Origin of the sequence: Bradyrhizobium yuanmingense (genome assembly GCF_900094575.1) — a bacterium.
Lineage (GTDB): Bacteria > Pseudomonadota > Alphaproteobacteria > Rhizobiales > Xanthobacteraceae > Bradyrhizobium > Bradyrhizobium yuanmingense.
On record NZ_FMAE01000012.1, the window covers coordinates 15,262 to 41,379 of the forward strand.

Genomic DNA, 26,118 nt, shown 5'->3' on the forward strand with positions numbered 1-26,118 from the left:
GTCTCGACCGGTTGGTTCAGCCTGGTTCACAGGGAGGCGCAGATGTTCAAGTCCATCCTCGTGCCCATCGATCTCGCCGACACCGATCTCGCCAAGCCGGCGATCGCGACCGCGGCGACTTTGTCGCAGACCTGGAGCGGCACCGTGCGCCTGCTCAACGTGCTGCCGATGACGCCGGTGATGCTGGCCGAGTACGTCCCGGCCGATTTCGACGAGCAGCAGCGCCAGACCTCGGAAGAGGCCCTCGCCATCGTCGCCCGCGAATCCGGCATCGAGCCCTCCCGCATCTCCAGCGTGGTGCGCCAGGGCGGCATCTATCACGAGATCCTGGAGGAAGCCGCGCACATAAAGGCCGACTTGATCGTGATGACCTCGCACCGGCCGGCGATGCGCACCTATTTCCTCGGCTCCAACGCCGGCCACGTCGTGCGCTACGCCAAGTGCTCGGTGCTGGTGGTGAGGCATTGAAGGGCAGCAGACTTCGTCATTGCGAGCGCAGCGAAGCATCCAGCATCTTTCCGCGGCGACAGCCTGGATTGCTTCGCTGCGCTCGCAATGACGGAGAGGCAGCTGCGTGCCACACTCGCGCTTCCGTGCCCCGGACGCTGCGCAGCACGAAGTGATGCGCTGCAGAGCCGGGCCCATGCGTCAGCGAGTGCGATCCGCTGGGTCCCGGCTCTGCGCAGCAGCGTTTCCCGCTGCAGCGCGGCCCGGGACACGCGAGTATCACAGATACCGCGACAGCTCGGTCTTGAACTGTCCGTACACGGCATCCTCGATCTGGCTGCGCGTGATGCCGATGTCGCGCAGGGCGCGGTCGTCGAGCTCGTTCAGGGTCTTGACGGCGGAGCGGCGCTCCAGGCGGTCGAACAGCGCGGTGAGGCGCAGGGCTAGGGCACTGAAAAATCCGCCCGATGAGGATGGGCGTAAGGTCCGCCCGGCAGTTTGCGAGATCGTGGTCATTCTTCTTCTCCGGCCTATCGTCCCGCGCGGCGAAGCAGGTGCCGTTGGCGCGGACGCTTGCGGGCGCCTGCACCTCATTTGCCGTCGGATTGCTCTCGCTCTCCTCGGCGCAATCGCGGAACTTGATGGAACTTAAATGCTCCAGTACACTCCTCGGAGCAAGCAAAACATTGCTCTCGGTGCAATATGTCCAAGTTCGAGTACGTGAAGCTCGCCGATGCCATTGCGGCCGATATCACTAACGGCACGTTAAGGCCCGGCGACCGGCTGCCGCCGCAGCGCAATTTTGCCTATGACCGCGGCATCGCGGTCTCGACCGCGAGCCGGGTTTATACGGAATTGCTCCGCCGCGGCCTCGTGGTCGGCGAGGTCGGGCGCGGCACGTTCATCTCCGGCGACGTCAGGCGTGAAGTCGAGACCATGCGCGAGCCGGCCGACGCGCGCATCAATCTCGAGGTCAATTACCCGCTATTGCCGCAGCAATGGGCGATGATCGCCAAGAGCCTCGCGGGGCTCGAGCGCATCGACGCGCTGGAATCCGCGCTGCGCGTTTCGACCAGCACCGGCACCAAGAGCGCCCGCGTTGCCGCCGCTGCCTATCTCGCACGCAAGGATTTTTCGCCGCAGCCCGAGCAGATCTTCTTCACCGCCAACGGCAAGCAATCGCTCGCGGCCGCGCTTGCCGCGCTGGTGCCCACCGGCGGCCGCTGCGGCGTCGAGGCGCTGACCTATCCCTACGTCAAGAGCATCGCCGCGCGGCTCGGTGTGACGCTGGTCCCGATCCCCATGGACGAGTTCGGCGCGCGGCCCGACGCCATCCAGAAGGCCCATCGCGAGGCGCATCTGTCGGCGCTGTATCTGCAGCCCATCATCCAGAACCCGCTCGGCGTCACCATGAACGCGACGCGGCGCGCCGACATCATGCGCGTCGCCGAGAAGCTCGATCTCACCATCATCGAGGACGCCGTCTACGGCTTCCTCGCCGACGACACGCCACTGGCGGCGCTCGGGCCCCACCGCTGCATCGTGCTCGACAGCCTGTCCAAGAAGGTCGCACCGGGGCTCGCGCTCGGCATCCTCGTCGCGCCGCCGCATCTGCGCGAGAATGTAATGAGCGCGGTGCGGACCGGCGGCTGGATCGCCTCCGGCCATGCGCTCGCGGCCGGGCAGCGGCTGATGGCCGACGGCACCGTCGCCGAGCTGACCCGGCTGAAACGCATCGATGCCGCGCGCCGACAGCAGACCGCCGCACGGCTGCTTTCCGGCTACCAGCTCGCCGCCGATCCGCGCTCGTATCATCTCTGGCTGACGCTGCCACCGCACTGGCGCTCGCAGACCTTCGTCGCCGCAGCAGCAAGGCGCGGCATCGCGCTGACGCCGTCCTCGACCTTCGCGATCGCGCACGGTCATGCGCCGAACGCGGTGCGGCTCGCGCTCGCCCCGCCCTCGCCCGAGCAGCTCGATTCCGGCCTGCGCACCATCGTCTCGCTGCTCGGCACCAAGGAGGACGATTTCGACTCGACCGAGTAGAGCTCTCATCTGACGCGTTTTCTTCACGCGAACCGGACCCCACTTCGCTCGCAAACGCTTTAGGGCAGCAGGGCCTTCGGCACGCGATCGAAACTGTAGCTCTGCGGCCGGTTGCGCCGCACGAAGCCGCCGACCTGCCAGGCGAACAGCGCGGCGAAGCCGAGGATGAACAGCACGCCCGCGAGCTCGCCGGTCAGAAGCGCGCGGATCAACAGCCCCGCCATTGCCACAGCGAGCACGGCCAGGAACGCCAGCACCGCCGCATAGGTTTTGCGGCCGAGGCCCGCGGTCAATTCGGCGCGGCTGCCGGCTTTGGCCATCCGCGCATGCAGCTCGATCAGGAAATCGCGAAAACCGTTGTCCTGCGGCGCCATCAGCGCCGCGGTCTGCCAGCTCGTCGACAGGATCGCGATGCGGCCGCCGCCGGTGCGGCTGATATCGGCGCGGAAGCGGTGCTGCTGCATCGACACCGGGCGGAACGACAGCCGGATCGCCGAAATCTCGTCATAGCGCCACAGGCCGGAGCGGCCGGCGATGTGCCAGGACAGCCCCTGCTCCGTCAGCTCGAAGCGATGCGCCGAGCCGATCAACGAGGCCTTGTAGGCATAGCTCGTGGTCGAACCCGCTTCCGCTCCCGGCATGTCGTCAACGAACCCATGGGCGATCGCTTGGGCGATCGGCTTGCGCGATCGCCCCCGGCCATCCTACAAGCGAGACATGGCTGAGACGACCTTTTTTCCGCGCCGCCTGATTCTCGGCGCCGCGATGATCTCCGGTGTGTTGCTGGCGCTCGCGGTGCACATGCTGGGCGCGCGCTACGGTCTCGATCTCGGCCGCCTCTGGCGCTCCGACACGCATGAGTTCATTCCGGCGGGCGCCGCCATCGCCTGGTGGCTGATCGCCACCGTCGGCTTCTCCGGCGGCTATTTCACGGCGAGCCTGATGCAGAGCGCCGTCTCCGGACAGATCCCGCAGCGGATGCGGCAATTCCTGATCGCGGTCGGCGTGCTGCTGCTTGCGGGAGCGGGTCAGGCGGCGTCGGCGCCGAGCCCGATCCCGACCGTCTCGGGCGTGCTCGCCGGGCTTGCCGCCCTGTGTCTCGGCGCCGTGATGGCGTTCTGCGGCGCGCATTTCGCGCTGCGCCGAAGCTGACCTCTCAAGCCGACGCGCGCAGCCGCGGCCGTTCCAACATGATCGCGACATCCGAGGCGGGCCGCGGCTTGCTGAACAGATAGCCTTGCGCCTGGGTGCAGCCCTCGCGCCGGAGCAGCTCGAGCTGCGCGTCGTTCTCGACGCCCTCTGCCGTGGTGACGATGCCGAGGCTGCGGCCGAGGCCGGTCACGGCGCGAATGATCGCCATGGAATCCTCGCGCGTCGCCAGCTCCGACACGAAGGAGCGGTCGATCTTGATCTTGTCGAACGGGAAGCTGCGCAGATAACTCAGCGACGAATAGCCGGTGCCGAAATCGTCGAGCGAGATCCGCACGCCCATGGCACGCAGCTCGTGCAAGGTCGTCAGCGTCGCCTCGCTGTTCTGGAGCAGGACGGATTCGGTGATCTCGAGCTCGAGACGGCGCGCACCGAGTCCCGATATGGCCAACGCCTCTGTCACCGCCGCGATCAGGTTCGGGCTCTTGAACTGCACCGGCGACAAATTGACGGCGACGTCGACATCGTCGGGCCAGGTGGACGCGTCGGCACAGGCGGAGCGCAGCACGAACTCACCAAGCTGAACGATGAGCCCGGTCTCCTCGGCCAGCGGGATGAAGCTGATCGGCGCGATCAGCCCGCGTTGCGGATGGTTCCAGCGCAGCAGCGCCTCGAAGGCGACGACGCGACCGCTGGCGACCTCGCGGATCGGCTGGTAATAGACCTCAAACTCGTCGCGTTGCAGCGCCGCGCGCAGATCCATTTCCAGAAGGCGCCGCGCCTGCGCACGCGCATCCATGCCGGTCTCGAAGAAGCGGTAGGTGCCGCGGCCATCCGCCTTGGCGCGATAGAGCGCAAGATCCGCGTTCTTGAGCAGCTCGTCCGGATTGCTGCCGTCCTGCGGCGACAGCGAGATGCCGATCGAGACGCCGATCACGATCTGATGGTCGTCGATCTGGTAAGGCGCCGAGATCACCTCGACGAGGCGTCCGGCAAGCGATCGCGCGGCGATCTCCTCGGAGCGTCCGATCTGGACCACCGCGAACTCGTCGCCGCCGAGCCGCGCCACGGTGTCCTGTTCGCCGACGGTGGCCTCGAGCCTGCGGCCGACCTCCTTGAGCAGCGCATCGCCAATGGGATGGCCGAGGGAGTCGTTGATGTCCTTGAAGTGATCGAGATCGAGGCAAAGCACCGCGAGCTGGTCGCCCGACTTGGTCTGGCGCAGTCCCTGCTCGAGCTGTTCGTGGAACAGCACGCGGTTCGGCAGGCTGGTCAGCGCGTCATGTCGCGCCATGTGCGAGATCTTGGCCTGCGCCTCCAGCCATTCGGTGATGTCCTCGAAGGTCGCGACCCAGCCGCCGCCCTGCATCGGCTGGTTGACGACCCGGATGGAGCGGCCGAACCGGTTGACGACGTCGGTCGTGGTGCGGCCCTCGCGCGCGTCGGCGACGAGGCGGGCGAAGAATTCATCGGCGTCGCCCTGCCATTGGCCCTTCGCCTGCTCTTCCCTGAGCACGTCGACCAGCAAGCGGCCGGCGAGCGGCACGTCGGTTCGACGGAGCATCGCGGCATAGCGCTCGTTGAACAGGATGATCTTGCCTTCCGCGTCGAACATGCACAGCCCCTGCGACATGTTCTCCAGCGCGCTGTCGAGCACGATCTGCTGGCGGCCCAGTTCGCCCTTGGCGCGGCGGTCGAGCAGCGCGGCCACGAGCGCAATCGCGATGATCGCGACGGCGGCGCCGGCAGTCAGGAACGACAGCGAGGCCGGCGGGACCGAGAGCCCGCTGATCGCGATCGTCGGGTCCGGCGTCAGCAGCACCGCGCCCATCGCGGTGAAATGATGGGCAACGATCGCGAGCGTCAACAGAGCAGTCGCGCTCAGCGCATGCCGAATGCCGTCACCTCGCGCGGCGACGAACAGCGCGAGCGCTGCGAAGACGATTCCGAACAGCACCGAGGCGGCAACCGTGCTCCCGATCCAATCCAGCCGTGCCGGCATCTCCAGCGCCGCCATGCCGGTGTAATGCATCGCCGCGACACCAAGGCCGACGATGGCGCCGCCGACGACGATCCACACCGGGCGCGAGGACGCCACGGCGATGCTCAGGCCCACGAAGGTCAAGGAGATCGCAAGCATCAGCGACAGAATTGTCACCGGGATGTTGTAGGCGCCGGCGCTCCCGGGGCCATAGGCCAGCATCGCGATGAAATGCGTCGCCCAGATGCCGCATCCGCTCACGGCCGCATCCAGGGCGATCCAGGCCAGGCGCCCGGCTCCGTGCGTCGCGCGTGCGCGCTGAAACAGGCTGATCGCCGCGGCGCTGGCGAGCAGGCACACCGCGCCCCCAAGGGCCACCAGTCGCCAGTCATGCTCGTCGGTGAGACAGTAGAGAACTTGATACATTGCCGGCCCCTATCGACCCGCACTTGAGCCGACAGTGGTGGACGATCGGTAACCGGCTACAAACCTGCTCCGGACGTGGTGAATGGAAGATGAGCGAGTTCGCTGACATTGCTGATCCTGGCGACGGCGCACCGAAGCAGCACCACGGCAGCGGGAAGCGAACAAGCACAAGCGCCGCGCGGACCGTCGCGCGGCGCTCGTAGTTTCCTCTACTCAGCTCGCCGCGCGCAGATTCACCTTGCTCTCGGCGAGTGTCGTCAGCTTCTGGTCGGTCGCCTTCTCCTCCTCGAGCGTCTTGGCGAGCACCGCCGCACAATCGTTGCGGCCGAGCTGCTTGGCCCAGGCGATCAGGCTGCCGTAGCGGACGATCTCGTAATGCTCCGCGGCCTGCGCCGCATTGATCAGGGCCGCGTCGAGCACCGCCTTGTCGGCGACTTCGCCGGCGGTCTCGTCGGCTTCCTCGATGATGCCATCGATCGCCGGGCAGTCGACCGCCTTCACGGGGACGCCGTGCATCTTGAAGACCTCCTCGAGCCGCGCAACGTGCTGCTTGGTTTCCTCGAGGTGCGTCAAAAAGCCCTGTTTCAGCTGCGGATCAGTGGCCTTGGTCGCCATCTTCGGCAGCGCCTTGGTGAGCTGCTGCTCGGCGTAATAGATGTCCTGGAGCTGATGTACGAACAGGTCGTTCATGGTCTTGATGTCTTTTGTGAACAGTCCCATCGTTCCGATCCTCTCGGGTCTTGGGAACACGGAGGCGCCGGCTTGCACGAAAAAGCCGCGTATTCCGCCATGTTCGATTGCTGATGGAGGCTAACGACCACGCGGCATCGACGTTCCAAAAACGCCGATACGGCTCTGCGTTGGAACAATGCGGACGGCGCCGGGATCTGAGATCGTATCGGCACGGTGAGCGCGCGGATGGAGCCTGGTTTCGCGACTCATATGCTTAACGCGCCGCCGATATGAACCGCGTATGACAAAGTTGCCCGCCGAACGCAGAACCTATTGTTGTCAAGGGCTGCACAAGCCGCTGATTTTGCCTTAAATGAGCTGGATCATGCCTAGCGATCGATGCCTGCCTTTGGCCGTGATCGCACCCGACCGGCCAATGTCTGGCCCGGTCGGTCTTGCCCCCCGCCGGGAGGATGAATGCACGGACTGCTGCCCGCGTTGAAACGCGGCTTCAATAGATGGATCGGCTGGCGACGGCTCGGCGTCGCCGCGAGCATCTTCATCATCGCGTTTGCGATCACGACGCTGGTGCGGACGCTCAAGGGCATCGATACCGGGGTCATCCTGACCGCGTTGACGGAGATTCCCCGCGGCAACATCGGGCTGGCGGCGATCTGCGTCTTCTTCGCGTTCTGTACGCTGACCTTCTACGACTATTTTGCGCTGCGAACGATCGGCAAGAAGCACGTGCCCTATCGCATCGCGGCGCTGTCCAGCTTCACGTCCTATTCGATCGGGCACAACATCGGCGCCACGGTCTTCACCGGCGGCGCGATCCGTTTCCGGATCTATTCGGACTACGGCCTGAACGCGATCGACGTCGCGAAGATCTGCTTCCTGTCCGGCCTGACCTTCTGGCTCGGTAACATCTTCGTGCTCTCGATCGGCATGGCCATCCATCCGGACGCGGCCTCCTCGATGGATCAGCTGCCCTCCTCGCTCAACCGGTTGATCGCCCTAGGCGGTCTCGCATCGATCGGCGCGTATCTGGTCTGGCTCTGCATGGGCGAGAAGCGCCGTGAGCTCGGCCAGAAGGGCTGGAAGGTGGTGCTGCCATCGGCGCCGCTGACCTTGGTGCAGATCCTGATCGGCGTCGTCGATCTCGGCTTCTGCGCCACGGCAATGTACCTCTTGATGCCGGCCAACCCGCCGATCGACTTCATGTCGCTCGCGGTCGTGTTCATCCTGGCGACCCTGATCGGCTTTGCCAGCCACGCGCCGGGCTCGATCGGCGTGTTCGATGCCGCCATGCTCGTGGCGCTGCCCCAGTTCGGCCGCGAGGAGCTTCTGGCCACGCTGCTGGTGTTCCGTATTCTCTATTTCGTGATCCCGTTCGGCCTTGCCATCTCCATCATGGGCACGCGCGAGCTTTGGACGAATGTGGTCGCGCCGTGGCAGGAGCGGCGGCGGCTGGCGGAAGCCTGCGCGCAGGCCAACCTGCCCAAGGAGGTGACGCCGATGGAGCGCGAACGGCTGCTGCGGCAGGCCGGCAAGCGCTGAGCCGCCCAAGGCGCCGCCGGCAATCAAGCCGCCGCCGGCAATCAAGGCCCCTCGGAATCATCAGGCAAAGGTTGCGGGCAGGCGCACAATCCTCTCTTATTTCCGCCTCAACTTTGCCGTTGAAGACGCGGGCCATGATTTCCGTATTCCTTCGCACCCTCTCGGCCGGCGCCGTGCTGCTTGCCGGCATCCTTGCTTTGCCCGAGCGCGCCGCCGCGCAGGACGCCGGCACCATGCAGATCAGCTGGGAGGTGCGTAACCGCTTCCGGCTCTTCCGCGAGGAGCGCGACTTCCTGCTCCATGTCGAGAACGCGCGTAACCGCAGCATTCTAGCCGCCGAACAGTCCCTCGAGCTCCAGAGCGAGGGCCGCGGCTGGGCCCGCAACATGGTCAACCGGCTCTGCATCGACCTGCAGGGCCGGGTCAACCAGCCCTGCACCCGCGACAACGTCAAAGAGAACTACATCACGCCGATCGACCATCCCGTGACGGTGCGCCTGACCGGCGCGGTGCCGGTCGGCGCCACCTGCGCCTGGTCGTTCGATGACGGCGATGGCCCGCAGAGCTCGACCTTCGACTGCGCCGAGCCGATCAATTTGCGTGTCCGCTACGGCAAGCCGACGGTTACGACCGTCGATGTCTCGGCCGGCTCCGATCCGACCCAGCGGATCCAGACCGAGATCCAGGTCCGCGACATCTTCATCGCAGGTCTCGGTGACAGCATCGCCTCCGGCGAAGGCAATCCGGACCGGCCGCTGGCGCTGTCGGACGAAGGCTTCTGCTTCCGCTCCTATCTCGGCACCGCCGGCGCGCAGTACTACCGGCCGAGCCGCCACGGCTTCAAGGGCGGCCGCGCCTGCGAGGCGCCGGATACGCTCGCCAACTGGCAGCGCTACAGCGCGCTCTGGTTCAATGCGCCGTGCCATCGATCGCTCTACAGCTATCAGGCGCGCACCGCGCTGGCGCTCGCGGTGCGCTACACCCACATCGCCGTGACCTTCCTGCCGCTCGCCTGCACCGGCGCGAGCATCGGCGACGGGCTGCTCGGCTCGCAGCGCGCCCGCGAATGCCCGCCCGGCAAGACCGGCGTCTGCAACACCAGCGTGAATGCGCAGGTCGCCGAGCTGCGGGAAGCCGTCACCGCGGCGAAGAAGCGCCAGCCCGATCGCACGCTCGATCTCGTGCTGCTCTCGGTCGGTGCCAACGACGTCTATTTCTCCGGCCTCGTCGCCGACGTCATCGTCGAAACCGCGACCGAGCGCGCGCTGTTCCGCCGCTCCGGCGTGTTGGCGAGCGTCGACGATTCCCGCGATGCGCTCCAGCGCGAGCTGCCGCAGAATTTCGTCAAGCTGCGCGAGGCGCTGAAGCCGCTGGTCGGCGGCGACCTCTCGCACGTGGTCTATGTCTCCTATGCCAACCCTGCGCTCGCCGACGGCGGCGCGCCCTGCCGCGGCGGCCGGGCCGGCTTCGACATCCACCCGTCCTTCAATGCCGATCCGCAGCGCCTTTCCCGCGTCTCCGCCTTCGTCGACAGCGAATTCCTGCCGCAGCTGAAGGGGCTCGCCACCTGCACCCGCGGTGCGCTGTGCCGCGATCCCGAAGCCGACCGCATGACCTTCGTCGATGCGCACCAGGCCGCGTTCGCCGAGCACGGCTTCTGCGCCCGTTCCGGCAACGATCCCGAATTCGACCGCAGCTGCTTTGCCGCGAACGGCCAGAGCTTCGATCCCGACATCGTCAGCGCGGCGAGCCAGCCGATGCTGTGCGGCCGCGGCGCCTCGGAGTACCGCGCCTACCTGCCCCGCGCGCGCTGGGTCCGCGACGCCAATGACAGCTATTTCGCCGCGATGACCTATCCGCAGGGCCTGCCGGCGGCGAGCCAGCCGACCGACATCCACGATGCGACCTGGGGCGTGCTCTCCGCCGTCTATGGCGGCGCGGTGCATCCGAGCGCCGAGGGCCATGCCGCGATGGCCGATGCGGCGCTGCCGGCGGCGAGCGCCGTGCTCGGCCTCGACGCCGTGCCGCCGAACGTGACGCGCGGACTGCTGCCGCAGTTGCTGCCCAGCGCGCAGCAATAGCGCGCGCTGTCTCCACACACTCACCGTCATCGCCAGGCTTGACCGGGCGATCCAGTACTCCGTGACAGCAGTGATTGAATCGAGACGCCGCTGCGTACTGGATTCCCCGCCTTCGCGGGGAATGACAGCGGTGGTTTGATAGGGTTTCCCAACACCGATCATCCCCCACTTCGCCGTTCCATCGATCCAAAAACAGCATCGATCGATACTGCCTTGAACTTGGACACTTCGCCGCGCGCACCTCTAGGACTCGTGTCGGGCAAACGGCCGAGGCCTAAGAGTGGCGCGTGATGAGCGCAGTGGCGTCCGCAGCGGACGTGAGGCTGTCTCGCGTCAGCCTGTTCCTCCTGAGGGCTCCCATGGGAGCTTGACCAGGCAACTCAACGGCGGCCCACAAGGCCGCCGTCTTTGTTTTGGGGGTGATCGATGCTAGAAGTGCCGGGGAAACGCCTTATTCATCTAAGGCATGTATCGATGTTCGACCTCAACCAGCTCCGCTGTTTCGTCACGGTGGCGGAGGAATTGCACTTCGGCCGCGCCGCCGTGCGGCTCAACATGACGCAGCCGCCGCTGTCCCGGCAGATCCAGGTGCTCGAGCACATCATCGACGCGCCGCTCTTGGAGCGCACCAGCCGCTCGGTGCGCCTCACCCCGGCCGGGCGCAGCTTCCTGCCGGAGGCGCGACGCATCCTCAAGCTTGCCGAAAGCGCTTCGCAGGTGGCCCGCCGCATCGCGCTCGGCAAGACCGGCTCGCTGAAGGTCGGCTTCACCGCGGCCGCGGCCTATGGCTTCCTGCCCGAACTCATCGCCGCCTGCCGCGCCAAGCTGCCGGAGGTCGATTTCTCTCTGAAGGAGATGGTATCGGGCGATCAGTTCGAGGCTCTGACTTCTGGCCAGATCGATGCCGGCCTGCTGCGGCCGCCGATCGCGCGGCCCGAGCTTGCCAGCCGCCGCGTCGTCGCCGAGCCGCTGCTCGCGGCGATCCCGAAGAAGCATCCGCTGGCGAATGCCGACGGCATCACCATCAAGGATTTCGACGACCAGCCCTTCGTGATGTACTCGCCCTATGAGAGCCGCTACTTCCACGATCTCCTGGTGGCGCTGTTCACCCGCGCCGACGTGCTGCCGCGCTACGTCCAGCATCTCAGCCAGATCCACTCGATCCTCGCGATGGTGCGCGCCGGCCTCGGCCTCGCCATCGTACCGGCGGCAGCGGCGAGCCTGAAGATCTCCGACGTCCGCCTGCGTCCGCTGAAGCTGCGCACGCGCGTTCCGGTCGAGCTGTTCATGGTGTGGCGGCGCGAGGACGAGAACCCGCTGCTGTCGGCGCTCGTCAAGATCGCCGGCGAATTGTCCTCCGCGGAGGTGGCGGAGGATTGATGCTCAATCCGCATCGGTCGATATAGGCTTTGGCTTGGACGCGCATCGAACGGTCTCCTAAACCACGGCGCATGGACGTGCGGCCTCTGCTTGCGTCCTCCGCAACACGAGAAGGGAGCGCCCATGAGCAAGATGACCCCGCAGGAAATGGCCCAGAAGATCGGATCGGGCCTCCTGTCCTTCCCCGTCACGCCGTTCAGGGCGGACTACTCCTTCGACGAGGCGACCTATCGCGCCAACATGGACTGGCTGTGCGGTTATGACGTCGCAGGCCTGTTCGCCGCGGGCGGCACCGGCGAGTTCTTCTCGCTGACGCCATCAGAAGTTCCGCAGGTCGTGAAGGTCGCCGTCGACGAGACCAAGGGCCGCGTGCCCGTGCTCGCCGGCACCGGCTACGGCACCGCGATCGCCCGCGAGATCGCGATCGGTGCGGAAAAGGCCGGCGCCGACGGCCTCCTGCTGCTGCCGCCCTATCTCACCCATTCCGAGCAGGAAGGCCTTGCCGCCCACGTCGAGGCGGTCTGCGCCGCCGTGAAGATCGGCGTCATCGTCTATAACCGTGACAACGCGATCCTGCAGCCCGACACGCTCGCGCGCCTTGCCGAGCGCTGCCCCAACCTCGTCGGCTACAAGGACGGCATCGGCGACATCGAGCTGATGACCCGCGTCTACACCAAGCTCGGCGATCGTCTCACCTATGTCGGCGGCCTGCCGACCGCCGAGACCTTCGCGCTGCCCTATCTCGACATGGGCGTGACGACCTATTCCTCGGCCGTGTTCAACTTCGTGCCGGAATTCGCCACCAACTTCTACGCCGCGGTGCGCAAGCGCGACCACGCCACGATCCAGGCCGGCCTGAAGGATTTCATCCTGCCGCTGATCGCGATCCGCAATCGCAAGAAGGGTTACGCGGTCTCGATCATCAAGGCCGGCATGAAGGTGATCGGCCGGGATTCCGGCCCGGTCCGTCCGCCGCTGACTGATCTCACCGAGCAGGAGATGGCGGAGCTGACCGCACTGGTGCAGAAGCTGCCCGCCGCACGATCGTCACAACAGGCTGCAGAATAGTAAGACGACACGGAGGAGCCTGCGATGGCCCAGACTGAGATTTCCGGCGCACCTGTTATCACGGCGATGCAGGTGATCCCGGTCGCTGGCCGCGACAGCATGCTCCTCAACCTGAGCGGCGCGCATGCGCCGTTCTTCACCCGCAACATCGTCATCCTCACCGACAATGCCGGCCACACCGGCGTCGGCGAGGTGCCGGGCGGGCAGAAGATCTGGCAGACGCTCCAGGACGCGCGCGACCTCGTGATCGGAAAGACGGTCGGCGCGATGAACAACATCCTCGCCGATATCCGTACCGCCTTCGCCGACCGCGACGTCGGCGGACGCGGCAAGCAGACCTTTGATCTTCGCGTGATGATCCATGCGGTCACCGCGATCGAATCCGCGCTGCTCGACCTGCTCGGCCAGCATCTCGGACTGCCCGTCGCAGCACTGCTTGGCGAAGGCCAGCAGCGCACCAGCGTCGAGACGCTCGGCTATCTCTTCTTCGTTGGCGACCGCCGTAAGTCGAAGCTCGACTACGTGACTGGCGAGACCGGCAAGCCCGACTGGTTCAACCTCCGCCACCAGGAGGCGATGACGCCAGAGGCCGTGGTGCGGCTTGCGGAGGCGACCCACGACCATTACGGCTTCGCCGACTTCAAGCTCAAGGGCGGCGTGCTCCGCGGCGAGCAGGAGATCGAGGCGGTTACCGCAATCGCAAAACGCTTCCCCAGCGCGCGCGTCACGCTGGACCCCAACGGCGCCTGGTCGCTCGATGAGGCGATCGGCCTCTGCAAGGGCATGCATGGCATCCTCGCTTATGCCGAGGACCCCTGCGGCGCCGAGGCCGGCTTCTCCGGCCGCGAGATCATGGCCGAGTTCCGCCGCGCCACCGGCCTGCCGACCGCCACCAACATGATCGCCACGGACTGGCGGCAGCTCTCCCATGCGCTGCGGCTCGGGGCCGTGGACATCCCTTTGGCCGATCCCCATTTCTGGACCATGCAAGGCTCGGTGCGCGTGGCCCAGACCTGCCGTGACAACGGCCTGACCTGGGGCTCGCACTCCAACAACCATTTCGACATTTCGCTTGCCATGTTCACCCATGTCGGCGCCGCCGCCCCCGGCAAGGTCACCGCGATCGACACCCACTGGATCTGGCAGGACGGTCAAGCGCTGACGAAGGAGCCGCTCCAGATCAAGGGTGGCAAGATCGCCGTCCCGGACCGCCCGGGCCTCGGCATCGAGATCGACCGCCCCGCCATCGAGGCCGCGCACGAGCTCTACAAGAAGCATGGACTTGGGGGGCGGGATGACGCTATGGCCATGCAGGACTTGATCCCCGGCTGGACGTTTGACGACAAGCGTCCCTGCCTCGTGCGTTAGAAACGTTCCCCTGGAGGAAAAAGATGACAGCGATCCTGAAGAACTTCATCGGCGGCGAATGGGTCGACGGCTCCGGCGTCACCAGGAACATCAATCCCTCCAACACCAATGATCTCGTCGGCGAATATGCCAAGGCCGACAAGGCGCAGACCGAGAAGGCGATCGCCGCCGCGAAGGCCGCCTTCCCCGCCTGGGCGCAGTCGACCCCGCAGGCGCGCTACGACGCGCTCAACAAGATCTCGACTGAAATCCTCGCCCGTAAGGAAGAGCTCGGCCGCCTGCTCGCGCGCGAGGAAGGCAAGACCCTCCCCGAAGGCATCGGCGAGGTCGCCCGCGCCGGCCAGATCTTCGCGTTCTTCGCCGGCGAAGCGCTGCGCCTGATCGGCGAGAAGGGCGCCTCGGTGCGTCCCGGCCTCGACGTCGAGCTCACCCGTGAGCCGGTCGGCGTCGTCGGCATGATCACGCCCTGGAATTTCCCGATCGCGATCCCCGCCTGGAAGATCGCGCCGGCGCTCTGCTACGGCAACACCGTGGTGTTCAAGCCGGCCGAGCTGGTGCCCGGCTCGGCGCATGCGCTGTCTGAGATCATCACCCGCTCCGGCATTCCCGCTGGCGTGTTCAACCTCGTCGTCGGCTCCGGCTCGGTGGTCGGCCAGACCCTGCTCGAGCATCCGGACGTCGCCGCGATCTCCTTCACCGGCTCGGTGCAGACGGGACGCAAGATCGCGCAGGCCTGCGTGCTCTCGAACCCCATGAAGAAGTTCCAGCTCGAGATGGGCGGCAAGAACCCGCTGGTCGTGCTCGACGACGCCGACCTCAAGACTGCCGTCGAGGTCGCCGTCAACGGCGCTTATTTCTCGACCGGCCAGCGCTGCACCGCCTCGTCCCGCCTGATCGTCACCGAGGGCATCCACGACCGCTTCGTCGCCGCCATGGCCGAGCGCCTGAACAGCCTGTCGGTCGACGATGCGCTCAAGGCCGGCGTGCATATCGGCCCGGTGGTCGACCAGAACCAGCTCGACCAGGACCTCCGCTACATCAAGATCGGCCAGGACGAAGGCGCCAAGCTCGCCTTCGGCGGCGAGCTGCTAAAGCGCGAGAATCCCGGCCACTATCTCCAGCCGGCGCTGTTCACCGAAGCCAACAACAACATGCGCATCGCGCGTGAGGAGATTTTTGGCCCGGTCGCCGCCGTCATTCGTACGAAGAATTACGAAGAGGCGCTCGCCATCTCCAACGACACCGAGTTCGGCCTCGCCTCCGGCATCTGCACCACCAGCCTGAAATACGCATCGCATTACAAGCGCAATAGCGAGTCCGGCATGGTGATGGTCAATCTGCCGACTGCCGGCGTCGACTATCACGTGCCGTTCGGTGGCCGGAAGGGCTCGAGCTACGGCGCCCGTGAGCAGGGCTCCTACGCGCGCGAGTTCTACACCACGGTGAAGACGGCTTACACGTTCCCGGGCTGAGATATCGTAGGGTGGGTTAGCCCGCGGCTGCGCGTAGCGCAGTCCGCTGGCGTAACCCACCTCTTCTGCTTTCCGCAGATACAGACATTGGTGGGTTACGCCGAGTGATTGCGCTTCCGCGCAATCACGGGGCTAACCCACCCTACACTTCGGAGTCCTCGATGGACCAGGACGTCGCAGCGAAAGAGCAGCCCCGCTACATCAAGCTCAACGAGCGCGACAATGTCGCGATCGTGGTCAATGATTTCGGGCTCCCCGCCGGCGCGCGCTTTGCCAGCGGCCTGACGTTGCGCGCCTTCGTGCCGCAGGGACACAAGACCGCGCTGGTCGACATCGCGGAAGGCGAACCGATCGTCCGCTATGGCGAGATCATCGGCTACGCGCTGTCGCCGATCCTGGCCGGCGAATGGGTGGACGAGGCGCGCATCCGCATGCCGGAGGCCCCTGCCCTCGACAAGCTCGAAATCTCGACCGCCGTCCCCGCACCGCTGCCGCCGCTCGAAGGCTTCACCTTCGAGGGCTACCGCAATCCGGATGGTTCGGTCGGCACCAAGAACATCCTCGGCATCTCCTCCTCCGTGCAATGCGTCAAGGGCACGATGGAATATGCGGTGAAGCGCATCCGCGCCGAGCTGCTGCCGAAATATCCGAACGTGGATGACGTCGTGCCGCTGACGCACGCCTATGGCTGCGGCGTCGCCATCACCGCGCCCGACGCGGTGGTGCCGATCCGCACCCTGCAGAACCTCGCGCTCAACCCGAATTTCGGCGGGGAGATCCTCGTTGTCGGCCTCGGCTGCGAGAAGCTCGCGCCCGAACGCCTGGTGCCGGAAGGCGTCGGTGACGCCATCGTGCGAATGCAGGACGAGGCTTTCGACGGCTTTGGCGCGATCGTCGAGGCGATCATGACCCAGGCCGAGGCGCGGCTGAAGGTGCTCAACGCCCGCAAGCGCGAGACCTGCCCGGCGTCCGACCTTGTGATCGGCCTGCAATGCGGCGGCAGCGATGCCTTCTCCGGCGTCACTGCCAATCCCGCCGTCGGCTTCGCCGCGGACCTCCTGGTGCGCGCCGGCGCCACCGTGATGTTCTCGGAAGTGACTGAAGTGCGCGACGCGATCCAGCTGCTCACCCGCCGCGCCATCAACGAGGACGTCGGCCGCGCGCTGGTGCGCGAGATGGCTTGGTACGATTCCTATCTCGCCCGCGGTGGCGCCGACCGCAGCGCCAACACCACGCCCGGCAACAAGAAGGGCGGCCTTGCCAACATCGTGGAGAAATCGCTGGGCTCGATCGTCAAGTCCGGCTCGAGCGCAATTGCCGGCGTGCTCTCGCCCGGCGAGAAGGCGACGCAGAAGGGCATGCTGTTCGCCGCGACACCCGCCTCCGACTTCATCTGCGGCACGCTGCAGCTCGCCTCGGGCATGACGTTGCAAGTTTTCACCACCGGCCGTGGCACGCCCTATGGCCTCGCGGCAGCACCGGTGATCAAGGTCGCGACGCGCAGCGAGCTCGCGCGGCGCTGGAAAGACCTGATCGACCTCGACGCCGGCAAGATCGCAACCGGCGAGAAGTCCATCGAGGAGACCGGCTGGGACCTGTTCCGCCTGATCCTCGATGTCGCCAGCGGCCGAACCAAACCCTGGTCGGACCGCTGGGGCATCCACAACGACCTCACGCTGTTCAATCCCGCGCCGGTGACCTAAAGCGTTTCCGAGCGAAGTGGGTCCCGGTTCGCGTCAAGAAAACGCGTCAAAACAGAACCGTCACTGTCCCTCGATCAAGTGCATGTCGCCCAGCGTGAGCGGCAGGCTTCGGACGATGAGGTTCGCGATCGCCGCACGCAGCCGTTCGCTCGAACCCGCGTCCTCGAACGTCGCTTCGATCGGTCCGCTCGGGCCGGCGATCCGTACCGTTCCAGTGTTGTCGAGCGGCGCGGCCGCCCTCTTCTCGATCACGTCGAACGACTTGCCCTCGATGATGCGAACCTCGTACAAGGCGTGGATCAGTCCGTAATCCGCAAGCAGCGTCCGATATTCGGCGAACCCGACGCCCTCGACATTGCGGCCGTTTCCAAGCTTCGATCTCGCCCGGGTGATGACGATATATGCGTCCAGTCCCTGCGGCGTGACATCGCTGCGAACCAGCTCCTTGAACGGGTCGCTCCGCAGCAGATTGACCGGCGCGACCGCCGAATCCCTGATTGCGGCGAAGGCCGCGCGCCGGTAGCTCACCGGCTGCACATGAAACCGTCCGCTCAGCAGCTTCGTCGCCTGCTGGACGATCAGCTCGTCCAGCCCCCATGCGCCGATCGAGGCGGTCCGCGCGGCGTTGTCGAGCCCGGTCAGGCCGGCTCGCGTCAGGCTGATCTCCTCGCCGATCGCCGAGATGATGCCGACGGTCTTGATCGCCTGGAGCCGGCTCGCACGCGTCTCGAACGCCGCGGCGGCACCGAGCGCGACGCTGGCGATCGCGCAGGCGAGAGTTAGGATGATCTTGCCGCGCATGGTCTATCGGATCCTGAAATCGAACGAATAGGACGCACCGAGACCGACGGTGGTCTGGTTAGAGGATCCCCGCAGCTTCACCAGCGGGCTGTCCGCGACATCGCCGAGCAGCTTCTGGTACTCGACATAGGCGTGGACCTCCCACTGCGGGTTGATGCGGTAGGAGATCTGGCTGCCGAAACCGACCGAGTGCGCACCGCCTCTGGCATCGTATCTCGGAAGCCCCGATGCCAGCGCCTGCACGGCATCGACGCCGAAATACGGCGCAGTGGCATTGGTGCTCTTCCAGGTGAAGCGCGGGCCGGCCGAGATCGTCAGCCTTTGAATCAGCGGCACGATGACGTCGGCAGATACATCCGCGACGGTGCCGGTATGGCCGCCCATGCCCTGGCGCAACTCGCTGCGCAGGCGCAGCCAGTCGACCGGATAATACTCCACGAAGCCGCCGAGCTCATAGGCGGCGTCGACATTGCCAAGGCCGGTCAGCTCGGCATATTTGTCGGCCTTCCTTGAGGCGACGTATTTGAACGCGGGGCCGGCGCGAAAATGGCCGATGTCGAGCAGCGCGATGCTGGCGCTGTCGCGCGGTCCGCGAAACTGGTCGATCGATCCGGCGCGGCGGATGGAGAAGATCGGGATCGGAAGAAACTTCCCGTTGTTCGATCCCACGAACTCGGGCCTGTATTCGCCGCCGATTCCGACCATGACGGTCCAGTTTCCCGACGGCGAGGGCAGCATCGGCAGCTCCAATGGCGGCGCTGGCAGCGTGAAGGCGGTCTGCGCCGAGACTGATGGCGCAGTCGCCATGATCGCACCGAGTGCGGCGAGACAGGCGGTCGTCCGCCGCACAATCGCCGCGAGGCGGAGAGCGGCTTCTTCGAAATCATTCATTGCGGGGCCCCGGACCGGCCTTGCAGGCCGAGTCGATTGTTGTGGTTAGGAGCCACAGCATCTGGTCCGGCTAAATTGCCCGAAGATTGCAAGGTGCGATCGGATGCTCCCCAGGGCCATGTCCGGCGCTGGCAGGCACGCCCGCCGGATCAACATTGCCCCAACATTGCACCGCCGCGATCACGCCCTCAAAAACGTGACGGGCCGTGCCCGCGCGCTCACCCGGTCCTGCCTTTTATTCGCCAAGCTCGCTGCCTTTAAGGGAACCCTCGCGCACGAGCCGAAGCGCCAGAATTCGGCCAGGGAGCGTCACGGTCAGGGTTTTGTTGCCCCAGCAGAGTCAAGGACGACCCGCGTGCGCTCCCTCGTGATCGAAGACGAACCACAGATCGGCGCCTATGTCAGCCGGCTGCTCGGGCAATTGCACGGCATCGTCGACCTCGTCGGCTCGATCGCCGATGCCCGCCAGGCACTGAACAATTTCAAGTATGATCTGGCGATCGTCGACCGGATGCTACCCGACGGAGATGCGCTCCAGGTGGTCACGGCGCTGAGCCAATCGGCGGAGCGGCCCGCAATCATCATGCTGACGTCCAAGGACGCCAAGGAGGATGTCGTCGAAGGGCTCAATGGCGGGGCCGACGATTATCTCGGCAAGCCGTTCGAGCCGCAGGAGCTGCTTGCGCGCGTGCGCGCGGTGCTGCGCCGGCCTCGGCTGCTGGCCCCATCGGTGCTGTCGCTCGGCAACGTCGAGTTGCACCTCGGCAGCAACGAGGCGGTAGTCGCCGACACCAGGATCCTGCTGCGCCGGCGCGAGGCGCTGATCCTGGGGGCGCTGCTGATGCGGCGCGACCGCGTCATCACCCGCGCCGCCCTGATCGAGGAGATCTACGGCTTCGACGACGAGATCGAGTCCAACACGCTTGAGGCGCAGGTCTCGCGCTTGCGCAAGAAACTGGCCGAACTTGGCGGCGACGTCGAGATCCGCAGCATGCGGGGCATCGGCTACATCCTGCGGCTGGCAACGCCGCGATGAAGTCAATCGCCCGAACCTTTGCGTTCTCGCTCGGTATCGCCGCCACCACGATCTTCCTGATCATGCTTGGCCTCTTCATATGGCGTTACCCGACGGAGGAGCGCGAGTTCAGGGCCTGCCAGGTCGTGGCGGCCGTTCTCGATCGCGCGACGGTGATCGAAGGGCAAAGACTGATAATACGCTCGACTCCTGCGCTCGAGGAATTGAAGCTGGACAGCCCAAACCTCTGGTACGTGGTGTCCGCGGGCGACCTGCTCAGCGAGTACGGCAGCGAACACCGGCCTCCCCTTCCCTTCGTGCTGCCCTACCACGGGCCCATCGGCTCGTCCGTTTTCAGCACGCTCGACCAGAAGAGCACCTTCTGTCTTTCCGCCGTGCAACGGGGCCCGTTGCGGCTCGCGATGATGGTCGGCGAGCCTCAGGTTCGCTTTGGCCGGATTGCAAGGACTTTTCTCCTCCGCAGGGTCTTTTCGATCGCCCTGGTGGCGCTGGCCTTTGCCGCGACCGTCGCCATCGGTTCAGCGCTTGCCGCACGTTTCGTCTCTCGCAGCATCGAGCGGGTGGCGCGTCGCGCGCTCGCGATCGACCCCTCGGCGCCGCAAGGTTTGATATCGCTGTCCGAGGTCCCTCGCGAGTTGAAGCCGCTGGTCGAGGCGCTGAACCGCGCTTTCGGCGAGATCGACGCCTATATCAGGATGCAGCGCCGCTTCCTCGGCAATGCCGCCCATCAGCTTCGCACGCCGCTGACGCTGCTGCGCGCCAAGATCGAGGACGTGCCCGAGCCGGCCCTGAAGGCCGAGCTGGTGCGCGACGTCCGCCGGCTGACCTCGCTGGTCTCCGCGATGCTGGACCTGGCGCGATTGCAAAATCATGCGATCGAGAAGCGGCCGATCGATCTTGCCCAGATCACGCTGGACGTGCTGGCCGATTTCAGCCCGTCGGCGCTGGACGCCGGCATCGAGCTTGCGCTCGAGCACGAGGGAAGAGGTCCCTTCGTGGTGCAGGGCGTAGACGCTGCGATCCGAAGTGCACTTGCCAATCTCGTCGGCAACGCGCTCATCCACGCCCATGGCGCGCGGCGCATCGTCGCCACGATCGGCTGCGATGGCGTGGCTATTCACGATGATGGCGCGGGCCTGCCCGACGGCGCCGAACACAGGCTGACCGAGCCGTTTCAGACCGGCAACGCCGCAGGTGCAGGCGCCGGTCTCGGCCTGTCGATCGTCCGCGAGATCATGGCGGCGCATGGCGGGGAGCTGGTCGTCGCTTCCGCGCCCGGCTACGGCACGACGATGCGCCTGCGCTTTGCCGCGGCCGCCGCGCCGGCGAGATCTGCGCAGTTCGATCTGCAAGAGCATTGAGCGGGCGCATCGCGCGCTTTTCGCGAAACCGTCCGGAAACATTGGCGCGGAAAACGTCTTCCGCGTTTCGTCCCTTCGCATCACGCAATCAATATCTGCGCCGAAGACAACGGGAATGTTCGCGCGCGGGCGAACCTGTTCTGCCATCGCGGCGACCAAACCTCCGATTGACATCTTCCACGGAGATTTTCCAATGCGTGTTCTCTCGATGATTGCCGTTGCCGGCGCCATGATTGCGAGCTCGGCCGCCGCGTTCGCCAGCGAGCTTCCCTCCTACGAAGTGACGTCGTTTCCGATCACGACAACGCAAGTGCAAGTGCTCGGCGGCGCCGGCGTCCAGGAGCAGTCTGCGAGCCCCGCGATGATCGTCGCCGGCATGCCGGCCTCGCCCGTGCAGGTCGCCGTGCTGTCGCCGCGGATCAAGCAGCTCGCGAGCGCGGGTTCGAACAACCAGGCGCGCTAAGCTTGGCGTTGTCGTTCCGGCTCGGCGCTCCGCGCCGGCCGGAATGGCCACGCGCCTCTACGTCATGCTGCCCGGCATGAAGCAGCGCACGCGCGGATGACCGTCGATATAGTGCTTCCACACCATGGTGCGGCCGATCTTGTTCGGGACGGTGATCACGGCGCCGTCAGGCACCACGACCCACTCGTCGTCGATGCGCACGCGGTAGCGACCGCGATCGGACTCCCAATCGACGTCGGCGATGACGTAGCCGTCGGCATCCGAGCAGCATAGCCCGAACTCGCTACGCAGACTCTCGAACCAGGGTTTCAGGGGCGAGTTGGCGAAGCGGCCGTCGTCGCGCGCCAGCGCCGCATGCGTCAGAACCGCCAGCCCCAGCAGCACGGCGGCACACTGTCTTGCACGTTTCATGTGGTCTCCGCGGTCGAAGTGATCACCGCGGGGCAAACGCTGCCGTCCGCCTTCCGCATGGTGCGCGGCAGGCGTGGAGACGGCGACTCGCTCCCCCAGCAGCTTTGCCGACAGCTATGCAAATCCAGCGCCAGCGCGCATTCCGGGGAACTACTGGAGGGCGCCCGAGGCACGTTCGCCCTTCGGCGAAGGTGGCCGCACAGGCTGGAGACGCTGCGCTAGGACCATTGAGACCGCGCAGCGCGCGGCTTGCGCCCTTACTGCTTTGCCGGCGCCATCATCGCGCCGCCCTTCTTCGCCGCGGGCGTCGGTTGCTTGGCGGCAGCAGCCTGCGCGGGCAAGTATTTTGCGACGATGGCAGGATCGACCTGCGCGATGTTGGCATCGGGCAGGCGCGTCCAGGTCTCGTCCTTGCCGAGCAGCGCGATGCCGAGATAGCCGCGCAACGTCAGGGTCTGACCGTCGGGGCTGACCCGCATGTTGGCCTTCCAGATCTGGCCGTCGCGCGGATTGAGCACGTTGCCGCCCTCGTACTTCAATCCTTCGCGCTTCATGTCGCGGACGAAGGAGATGCCGAGCACCCGAGCGTTCTTGCGATCGTCGGTGCACTTGGAGCAGACCTCGTTCGGGTCGTCGGTTGGCCGCGGGAAGGTCTTTGCGATTACGCCTTCGAAGACGCCGTTGCGATCTACGAAGAGGAACCATCCGACCGTCCTGCCGTCTTCGACCTTCTGCCAAAGGCCCGCCGCAGTGGGCTCGGCGGTCTGCGCCGCGCACGGCGTCACGATCGCGAGCGACAATGCGAGCGCCAGGAAGGAGGGCAGCCGAAAGCTGGAAACGAGAGTCCGCATTATGATCACCTTGCTGAGCCAATCACCTTTGCTGAGCCAAGACTTCGCAGAGCCAAACTGTGCTAAGCCAAAAACCTGGCCAAGCCTATGACCGGAATGGCCGCAGACTACGGCGATTTCACGAACGGTTCCAGCACCAGAAACATGGGGCATCGCCGCCCCGAACGCTTCCGTCAGTTGACACCGAGCTTCTTTTGCAGGCTGGAGGACGAGGTCGTGTATTGGAACACGAGCCGCTTCTCCGGATAGACATAGCGATGGGCTTTTTGCGACATCAGCGCGCCCTCGTGGAAGCCGCACAGGATCAACTTGATCTTGCCGGGATAGGTGTTGATGTCGCCGATCGCGAAGATGCCCGGCACATTGGTCTCGAACGCGGACGTCTCGACAGGCACCAGATTGTTCTCCAGCGCGATGCCCCAATTCGCGACCGGGCCGAGCTTCATGGTCAGCCCGAAGAACGGCAGCATGGTGTCGCAGGCGATTTCGGTGACGCTGTTGTCGTTGCCCTTGACGGTCGCGCCGGTGAGCTTTCCGTCAGCGCCGGAGAGCGCGGTGACCTGGCCGAGCCGCAGATCCATCTTGCCGCCGGCAACCAGCGCGCGCATCTGCTCGACACTATGGGGCGCGGCGCGAAACTCGTCGCGCCGATGCAGCAGCGTGATGCGCTTCGCAATCGGATGCAGATTGAGCGTCCAGTCGAGCGCGGAATCGCCGCCGCCGACGATTAGCACGCTCTTGCCGCGGAACGTCTCCATCTTGCGCACGGCGTAATGCACCGAGGTGCCTTCATAGGCCTCGATACCCGGTACCGGCGGGCGCTTGGGCTGGAACGAGCCGCCGCCGGCCGCGATCACCACCACCTTGCATTCGAACACCTTGCCGGCATCCGTGGTGCAGCGAAACAAGGGATCGCCGATCTTCTCCACGGTCTCGACCATCTCGCCGAGATGGAAGGTCGGATGAAACGGCTTGATCTGCTCCATCAGCGCGTCGGTCAGCCCCTGCCCCGAAACCTGGGGAATGCCGGGAATGTCGTAAATCGGCTTTTCCGGATAGAGCTCGGCACACTGGCCGCCGACCTTGTCGAGGATGTCGACGAAATGCGCCTTCATGTCGAGAAGGCCGAGCTCGAAGGCGGCGAACAGACCACACGGCCCGGCCCCAATAATCAGCACATCGGTTTTGATCACGTCGCTCATGTCGTCTCTTTATCGATCGTTATCGGTTGGACGGCGCCCGTTGGGCAGAGGTGACCCTGCCTGTCTAGCCAACGGGGATGGAACAGGAAAGGCATAAAAGCGGGATCGCCCCGCAGCCGCGCCCACTTGCCGGGCCAAAATAACTGGGCTGTAACGAGGATGGATATGACGGAGATCAATCGGTGAACGCACCAGCCCGCCTCGACACGACCCCGCGCCTTGAGGACTTTCCGTTTCGCCTCAGCGACAACGTCCGGTTCGGCGACCTAGACCCGAACCAGCACGTCAACAACGCGGTCTATGCCACATATTTCGAGACCGGCCGTGTCACGCTGATGAAGCTTCCCGAATACGGGCTGACCCCGCCGGGGCTCGCCTGGATCATGGTGCGGCTCGACATGCATTTTCGCGCCGAGCTGCACTGGCCCGGCTCGATCGAGCTCGGCCTCGGCGTGGTCAAGCTCGGGCGAACGTCGGTGACATTCGAGCAGGTCGTGTTCTCGAACGGCACGTGCATTGCGTCGGCGACGTCGGTCGGCGTTCTGCTCGACGAGGCGACGCGCCGACCGGCGCCGCTGACCGCAGAGGTGATCGAGAAGCTCAGACCCTGGCACAAGCGCGGCATCGAGGTCGCGCCGCCGAGCATTTAGAGCATGATCCGGAAATGTGTGTAGCGGTTTTCCGAAAAGATCATGCTCAAACAATAACCTAAAGCGCGATGACGATTCATCCTAATCGCATCGCGCTTTAGTCGACTTGGACAGTCTGCTTGGAGACGGATCAGGCCTGGCGCTCGGGCGTCGCCACGACGAGGCCGTCGAGCTCGTCGGAGACCTTGATCTGGCAAGACAGGCGCGAATTCGGGCGCACGTCGAAGCCGAAGTCGAGCATGTCCTCTTCCATCGGCGTCGGGCTGCCGACCTTCTCGCGCCAGGCTTCGTCGACATAGACATGGCAGGTTGCGCAGGCGCAGGCGCCGCCGCATTCGGCCTCGATGCCGGGAATGCTGTTGCGGATCGCAGCTTCCATCACGGTTGCGCCGTTCTCGATTTCCACCGTGCGGGTTTCGCCCTTGTGGTCGACAAAGTGAATCTTGGCCATGTGTGCTCGTGCTGCCGCGGTGCTTTGAATGAAGGAGGGTCCCGGCTGTCCTATAACGGGTCGGTCAGCCCGGCGCCATAGCGTTTTGAAGTCAAATGATTCCCGCTTTGCGGGAAGAAAACGCGTCAAAACAAGCGACTAGAGCCCGGCTCCGGACGTATCGGCTCAACGCTTCAGCATCGCCGCGATGGCAGCGCGGGCCTCGGCCACCGCCTCTTTCAGCGCGGCGAAGGCGTGGGGCCGGCCATGGCCGGTCCGGATCGCAGTCTCCAGGCTGGCAGCGGCATCAGCGACCGCAAAGGCGCCGATCCCGCGCGCCGAACCCTTGAGCTTGTGCGCAAGCGTGCCGGTCTCGGCCGGCAATGCGGTCATCGCCGCGAGCAGACGGGCCGCCTGCTCTGCGAACATGGCCAGCACTTCCTGCTCCAGCTCAGCGTCGCCGAGCGTCATTCGAGAGAGGTGATCGAGGTCGAGCGGGCTGTCGATGGGCGCAAGCGGGGGCGAAGGCATCCAGTCCATCCCTTGCAGTTCAGGCGTCATGGCGCAGGCCCCGGCTTCGCGCGACGGCCGCCGGTCCGGCGGTCAGATTCCCCTCACCCAAGCATGGAAATGGTTAACGAAATGTTTGGGGGATTTGACGCAGATCCG

Annotated in this window: 25 protein-coding genes; 14 read left to right on the forward strand and 11 right to left on the reverse strand. The window is 65.7% G+C overall.

All coding sequences use genetic code 11. The features are described from left to right. The first annotated feature begins 42 nt into the window (after window positions 1-42). Window positions 43-468, forward strand: coding sequence for a universal stress protein (locus GA0061099_RS33200; protein ID WP_036030185.1), 426 nt, complete (start codon window positions 43-45; stop codon window positions 466-468). Between the two features lie 258 nt (window positions 469-726). Here GA0061099_RS33200 and GA0061099_RS33205 read toward each other — a convergent pair whose 3' ends face one another. Continuing rightward, on the reverse strand, window positions 727-963 hold the full coding sequence (locus tag GA0061099_RS33205) for a DUF1127 domain-containing protein (RefSeq protein ID WP_036015631.1): 237 nt from the start codon (window positions 961-963) through the stop codon (window positions 727-729). A 186-nt stretch (window positions 964-1,149) separates the two neighbouring features. Here GA0061099_RS33205 and GA0061099_RS33210 point away from each other — a divergent pair, with 186 nt between their 5' ends. Next, window positions 1,150-2,493, forward strand: a complete 1,344-nt coding sequence (locus GA0061099_RS33210; RefSeq protein ID WP_036030188.1) for an aminotransferase-like domain-containing protein — start codon at window positions 1,150-1,152, stop codon at window positions 2,491-2,493. Window positions 2,494-2,552: 59 nt separating this feature from the next. Here the strand turns inward: GA0061099_RS33210 and GA0061099_RS33215 are convergent, their stop codons facing one another. After that, a complete protein-coding gene (locus tag GA0061099_RS33215) occupies window positions 2,553-3,134 on the reverse strand; it encodes a hypothetical protein (RefSeq protein ID WP_036015625.1) in 582 nt (193 codons plus the stop codon). A 76-nt stretch (window positions 3,135-3,210) separates the two neighbouring features. Between GA0061099_RS33215 and GA0061099_RS33220 the strand changes: the two genes are divergently transcribed. Then, window positions 3,211-3,645 (forward strand): hypothetical protein, encoded by a 435-nt coding sequence (locus tag GA0061099_RS33220; protein ID WP_036015623.1) that lies wholly within the window; start codon window positions 3,211-3,213, stop codon window positions 3,643-3,645. A gap of 4 nt (window positions 3,646-3,649) precedes the next feature. Here the strand turns inward: GA0061099_RS33220 and GA0061099_RS33225 are convergent, their stop codons facing one another. Beyond that, complete coding sequence (locus tag GA0061099_RS33225) at window positions 3,650-6,049, reverse strand: bifunctional diguanylate cyclase/phosphodiesterase (protein ID WP_036030191.1); 2,400 nt, start codon at window positions 6,047-6,049, stop codon at window positions 3,650-3,652. 213 nt (window positions 6,050-6,262) lie between these two features. After that, the gene (locus tag GA0061099_RS33230; RefSeq protein WP_036015620.1) at window positions 6,263-6,769 is read right to left on the reverse strand and encodes a YciE/YciF ferroxidase family protein; all 507 of its coding nucleotides are present in this window, start codon (window positions 6,767-6,769) and stop codon (window positions 6,263-6,265) included. Window positions 6,770-7,198: 429 nt separating this feature from the next. On the opposite strand from GA0061099_RS33230, the gene GA0061099_RS33235 reads away from it, so the two are divergent. From GA0061099_RS33235 to garD, 7 genes are all read left to right on the forward strand, one after another. Continuing rightward, the gene (locus tag GA0061099_RS33235) at window positions 7,199-8,281 is read left to right on the forward strand and encodes a lysylphosphatidylglycerol synthase transmembrane domain-containing protein (protein ID WP_036030193.1); all 1,083 of its coding nucleotides are present in this window, start codon (window positions 7,199-7,201) and stop codon (window positions 8,279-8,281) included. 134 nt (window positions 8,282-8,415) lie between these two features. After that, window positions 8,416-10,362, forward strand: coding sequence for an SGNH/GDSL hydrolase family protein (locus GA0061099_RS33240; protein ID WP_036030196.1), 1,947 nt, complete (start codon window positions 8,416-8,418; stop codon window positions 10,360-10,362). Between the two features lie 474 nt (window positions 10,363-10,836). Continuing rightward, entirely contained in the window at window positions 10,837-11,742 is a 906-nt protein-coding gene (locus tag GA0061099_RS33245; RefSeq protein ID WP_036015611.1) for a LysR family transcriptional regulator, read from the forward strand. Window positions 11,743-11,865: 123 nt separating this feature from the next. Then, entirely contained in the window at window positions 11,866-12,810 is a 945-nt protein-coding gene (gene kdgD / locus GA0061099_RS33250; protein WP_036030198.1) for a 5-dehydro-4-deoxyglucarate dehydratase, read from the forward strand. 24 nt (window positions 12,811-12,834) lie between these two features. Continuing rightward, window positions 12,835-14,178, forward strand: coding sequence for a glucarate dehydratase (gudD, locus tag GA0061099_RS33255; protein WP_036030201.1), 1,344 nt, complete (start codon window positions 12,835-12,837; stop codon window positions 14,176-14,178). Between the two features lie 23 nt (window positions 14,179-14,201). Then, window positions 14,202-15,650, forward strand: coding sequence for an aldehyde dehydrogenase family protein (locus GA0061099_RS33260; RefSeq protein ID WP_036030203.1), 1,449 nt, complete (start codon window positions 14,202-14,204; stop codon window positions 15,648-15,650). Between the two features lie 161 nt (window positions 15,651-15,811). Continuing rightward, window positions 15,812-17,353, forward strand: a complete 1,542-nt coding sequence (garD, locus tag GA0061099_RS33265) for a galactarate dehydratase (protein ID WP_036030208.1) — start codon at window positions 15,812-15,814, stop codon at window positions 17,351-17,353. A gap of 60 nt (window positions 17,354-17,413) precedes the next feature. Here the strand turns inward: garD and GA0061099_RS33270 are convergent, their stop codons facing one another. Next, window positions 17,414-18,154 (reverse strand): hypothetical protein, encoded by a 741-nt coding sequence (locus tag GA0061099_RS33270; RefSeq protein WP_036030212.1) that lies wholly within the window; start codon window positions 18,152-18,154, stop codon window positions 17,414-17,416. A 3-nt stretch (window positions 18,155-18,157) separates the two neighbouring features. Continuing rightward, a complete protein-coding gene (locus GA0061099_RS33275) occupies window positions 18,158-19,045 on the reverse strand; it encodes a MipA/OmpV family protein (protein ID WP_036030215.1) in 888 nt (295 codons plus the stop codon). 355 nt (window positions 19,046-19,400) lie between these two features. Between GA0061099_RS33275 and GA0061099_RS33280 the strand changes: the two genes are divergently transcribed. From GA0061099_RS33280 to GA0061099_RS33290, 3 genes are all read left to right on the forward strand, one after another. Beyond that, window positions 19,401-20,081, forward strand: coding sequence for a response regulator transcription factor (locus tag GA0061099_RS33280; RefSeq protein WP_036015597.1), 681 nt, complete (start codon window positions 19,401-19,403; stop codon window positions 20,079-20,081). Then, window positions 20,078-21,442 carry a sensor histidine kinase gene (locus tag GA0061099_RS33285; protein ID WP_036030218.1) on the forward strand — a complete coding sequence of 455 codons (1,365 nt, stop codon included), beginning with the start codon at window positions 20,078-20,080 and terminating at the stop codon, window positions 21,440-21,442. The genes GA0061099_RS33280 and GA0061099_RS33285 overlap by 4 nt, the downstream gene beginning before the upstream one ends. A gap of 193 nt (window positions 21,443-21,635) precedes the next feature. Continuing rightward, window positions 21,636-21,905 carry a hypothetical protein gene (locus GA0061099_RS33290; protein WP_036030219.1) on the forward strand — a complete coding sequence of 90 codons (270 nt, stop codon included), beginning with the start codon at window positions 21,636-21,638 and terminating at the stop codon, window positions 21,903-21,905. A 57-nt stretch (window positions 21,906-21,962) separates the two neighbouring features. Here the strand turns inward: GA0061099_RS33290 and GA0061099_RS33295 are convergent, their stop codons facing one another. The 3 genes from GA0061099_RS33295 to GA0061099_RS33310 form a co-directional block, all read right to left on the reverse strand. Beyond that, a complete protein-coding gene (locus GA0061099_RS33295; protein ID WP_036015590.1) occupies window positions 21,963-22,316 on the reverse strand; it encodes a hypothetical protein in 354 nt (117 codons plus the stop codon). A gap of 257 nt (window positions 22,317-22,573) precedes the next feature. After that, window positions 22,574-23,167 (reverse strand): DUF2147 domain-containing protein, encoded by a 594-nt coding sequence (locus GA0061099_RS33305; RefSeq protein WP_036030223.1) that lies wholly within the window; start codon window positions 23,165-23,167, stop codon window positions 22,574-22,576. Window positions 23,168-23,340: 173 nt separating this feature from the next. Beyond that, window positions 23,341-24,369 carry an NAD(P)/FAD-dependent oxidoreductase gene (locus GA0061099_RS33310; protein ID WP_036030226.1) on the reverse strand — a complete coding sequence of 343 codons (1,029 nt, stop codon included), beginning with the start codon at window positions 24,367-24,369 and terminating at the stop codon, window positions 23,341-23,343. Window positions 24,370-24,551: 182 nt separating this feature from the next. Here GA0061099_RS33310 and GA0061099_RS33315 point away from each other — a divergent pair, with 182 nt between their 5' ends. Further along, on the forward strand, window positions 24,552-25,019 hold the full coding sequence (locus GA0061099_RS33315; protein ID WP_036030229.1) for an acyl-CoA thioesterase: 468 nt from the start codon (window positions 24,552-24,554) through the stop codon (window positions 25,017-25,019). A 130-nt stretch (window positions 25,020-25,149) separates the two neighbouring features. On the opposite strand, the gene GA0061099_RS33320 is transcribed toward GA0061099_RS33315, so the two are convergent. Together GA0061099_RS33320 and GA0061099_RS33325 are read right to left on the reverse strand one after the other, a co-directional pair. Next, on the reverse strand, window positions 25,150-25,470 hold the full coding sequence (locus GA0061099_RS33320) for a 2Fe-2S iron-sulfur cluster-binding protein (RefSeq protein WP_008143731.1): 321 nt from the start codon (window positions 25,468-25,470) through the stop codon (window positions 25,150-25,152). Between the two features lie 165 nt (window positions 25,471-25,635). Then, window positions 25,636-26,010, reverse strand: a complete 375-nt coding sequence (locus GA0061099_RS33325; protein ID WP_085969292.1) for an Hpt domain-containing protein — start codon at window positions 26,008-26,010, stop codon at window positions 25,636-25,638. Window positions 26,011-26,118 lie beyond the last annotated feature (108 nt).

Bases quoted from the DNA above. Each gene is read 5' to 3' on its own strand.
- GA0061099_RS33260 (WP_036030203.1), top strand. From the start codon at position 14,202: ATGACAGCGATCCTGAAGAACTTCATCGGCGGCGAATGGGTCGACGGC.
- GA0061099_RS33235 (WP_036030193.1), top strand. From the start codon at position 7,199: ATGCACGGACTGCTGCCCGCGTTGAAACGCGGCTTCAATAGATGGATC.
- kdgD (WP_036030198.1), top strand. From the start codon at position 11,866: ATGAGCAAGATGACCCCGCAGGAAATGGCCCAGAAGATCGGATCGGGC.
- GA0061099_RS33230 (WP_036015620.1), bottom strand. From the start codon at position 6,769: ATGGGACTGTTCACAAAAGACATCAAGACCATGAACGACCTGTTCGTA.
- GA0061099_RS33245 (WP_036015611.1), top strand. From the start codon at position 10,837: ATGTTCGACCTCAACCAGCTCCGCTGTTTCGTCACGGTGGCGGAGGAA.
- GA0061099_RS33325 (WP_085969292.1), bottom strand. From the start codon at position 26,010: ATGACGCCTGAACTGCAAGGGATGGACTGGATGCCTTCGCCCCCGCTT.
- GA0061099_RS33305 (WP_036030223.1), bottom strand. From the start codon at position 23,167: ATGCGGACTCTCGTTTCCAGCTTTCGGCTGCCCTCCTTCCTGGCGCTC.
- GA0061099_RS33310 (WP_036030226.1), bottom strand. From the start codon at position 24,369: ATGAGCGACGTGATCAAAACCGATGTGCTGATTATTGGGGCCGGGCCG.
- garD (WP_036030208.1), top strand. From the start codon at position 15,812: ATGGACCAGGACGTCGCAGCGAAAGAGCAGCCCCGCTACATCAAGCTC.
- GA0061099_RS33240 (WP_036030196.1), top strand. From the start codon at position 8,416: ATGATTTCCGTATTCCTTCGCACCCTCTCGGCCGGCGCCGTGCTGCTT.
- GA0061099_RS33285 (WP_036030218.1), top strand. From the start codon at position 20,078: ATGAAGTCAATCGCCCGAACCTTTGCGTTCTCGCTCGGTATCGCCGCC.
- GA0061099_RS33320 (WP_008143731.1), bottom strand. From the start codon at position 25,470: ATGGCCAAGATTCACTTTGTCGACCACAAGGGCGAAACCCGCACGGTG.
- GA0061099_RS33275 (WP_036030215.1), bottom strand. From the start codon at position 19,045: ATGAATGATTTCGAAGAAGCCGCTCTCCGCCTCGCGGCGATTGTGCGG.
- GA0061099_RS33205 (WP_036015631.1), bottom strand. From the start codon at position 963: ATGACCACGATCTCGCAAACTGCCGGGCGGACCTTACGCCCATCCTCA.
- GA0061099_RS33200 (WP_036030185.1), top strand. From the start codon at position 43: ATGTTCAAGTCCATCCTCGTGCCCATCGATCTCGCCGACACCGATCTC.
- GA0061099_RS33210 (WP_036030188.1), top strand. From the start codon at position 1,150: ATGTCCAAGTTCGAGTACGTGAAGCTCGCCGATGCCATTGCGGCCGAT.
- gudD (WP_036030201.1), top strand. From the start codon at position 12,835: ATGGCCCAGACTGAGATTTCCGGCGCACCTGTTATCACGGCGATGCAG.
- GA0061099_RS33295 (WP_036015590.1), bottom strand. From the start codon at position 22,316: ATGAAACGTGCAAGACAGTGTGCCGCCGTGCTGCTGGGGCTGGCGGTT.
- GA0061099_RS33215 (WP_036015625.1), bottom strand. From the start codon at position 3,134: ATGCCGGGAGCGGAAGCGGGTTCGACCACGAGCTATGCCTACAAGGCC.
- GA0061099_RS33225 (WP_036030191.1), bottom strand. From the start codon at position 6,049: ATGTATCAAGTTCTCTACTGTCTCACCGACGAGCATGACTGGCGACTG.
- GA0061099_RS33290 (WP_036030219.1), top strand. From the start codon at position 21,636: ATGCGTGTTCTCTCGATGATTGCCGTTGCCGGCGCCATGATTGCGAGC.
- GA0061099_RS33270 (WP_036030212.1), bottom strand. From the start codon at position 18,154: ATGCGCGGCAAGATCATCCTAACTCTCGCCTGCGCGATCGCCAGCGTC.
- GA0061099_RS33220 (WP_036015623.1), top strand. From the start codon at position 3,211: ATGGCTGAGACGACCTTTTTTCCGCGCCGCCTGATTCTCGGCGCCGCG.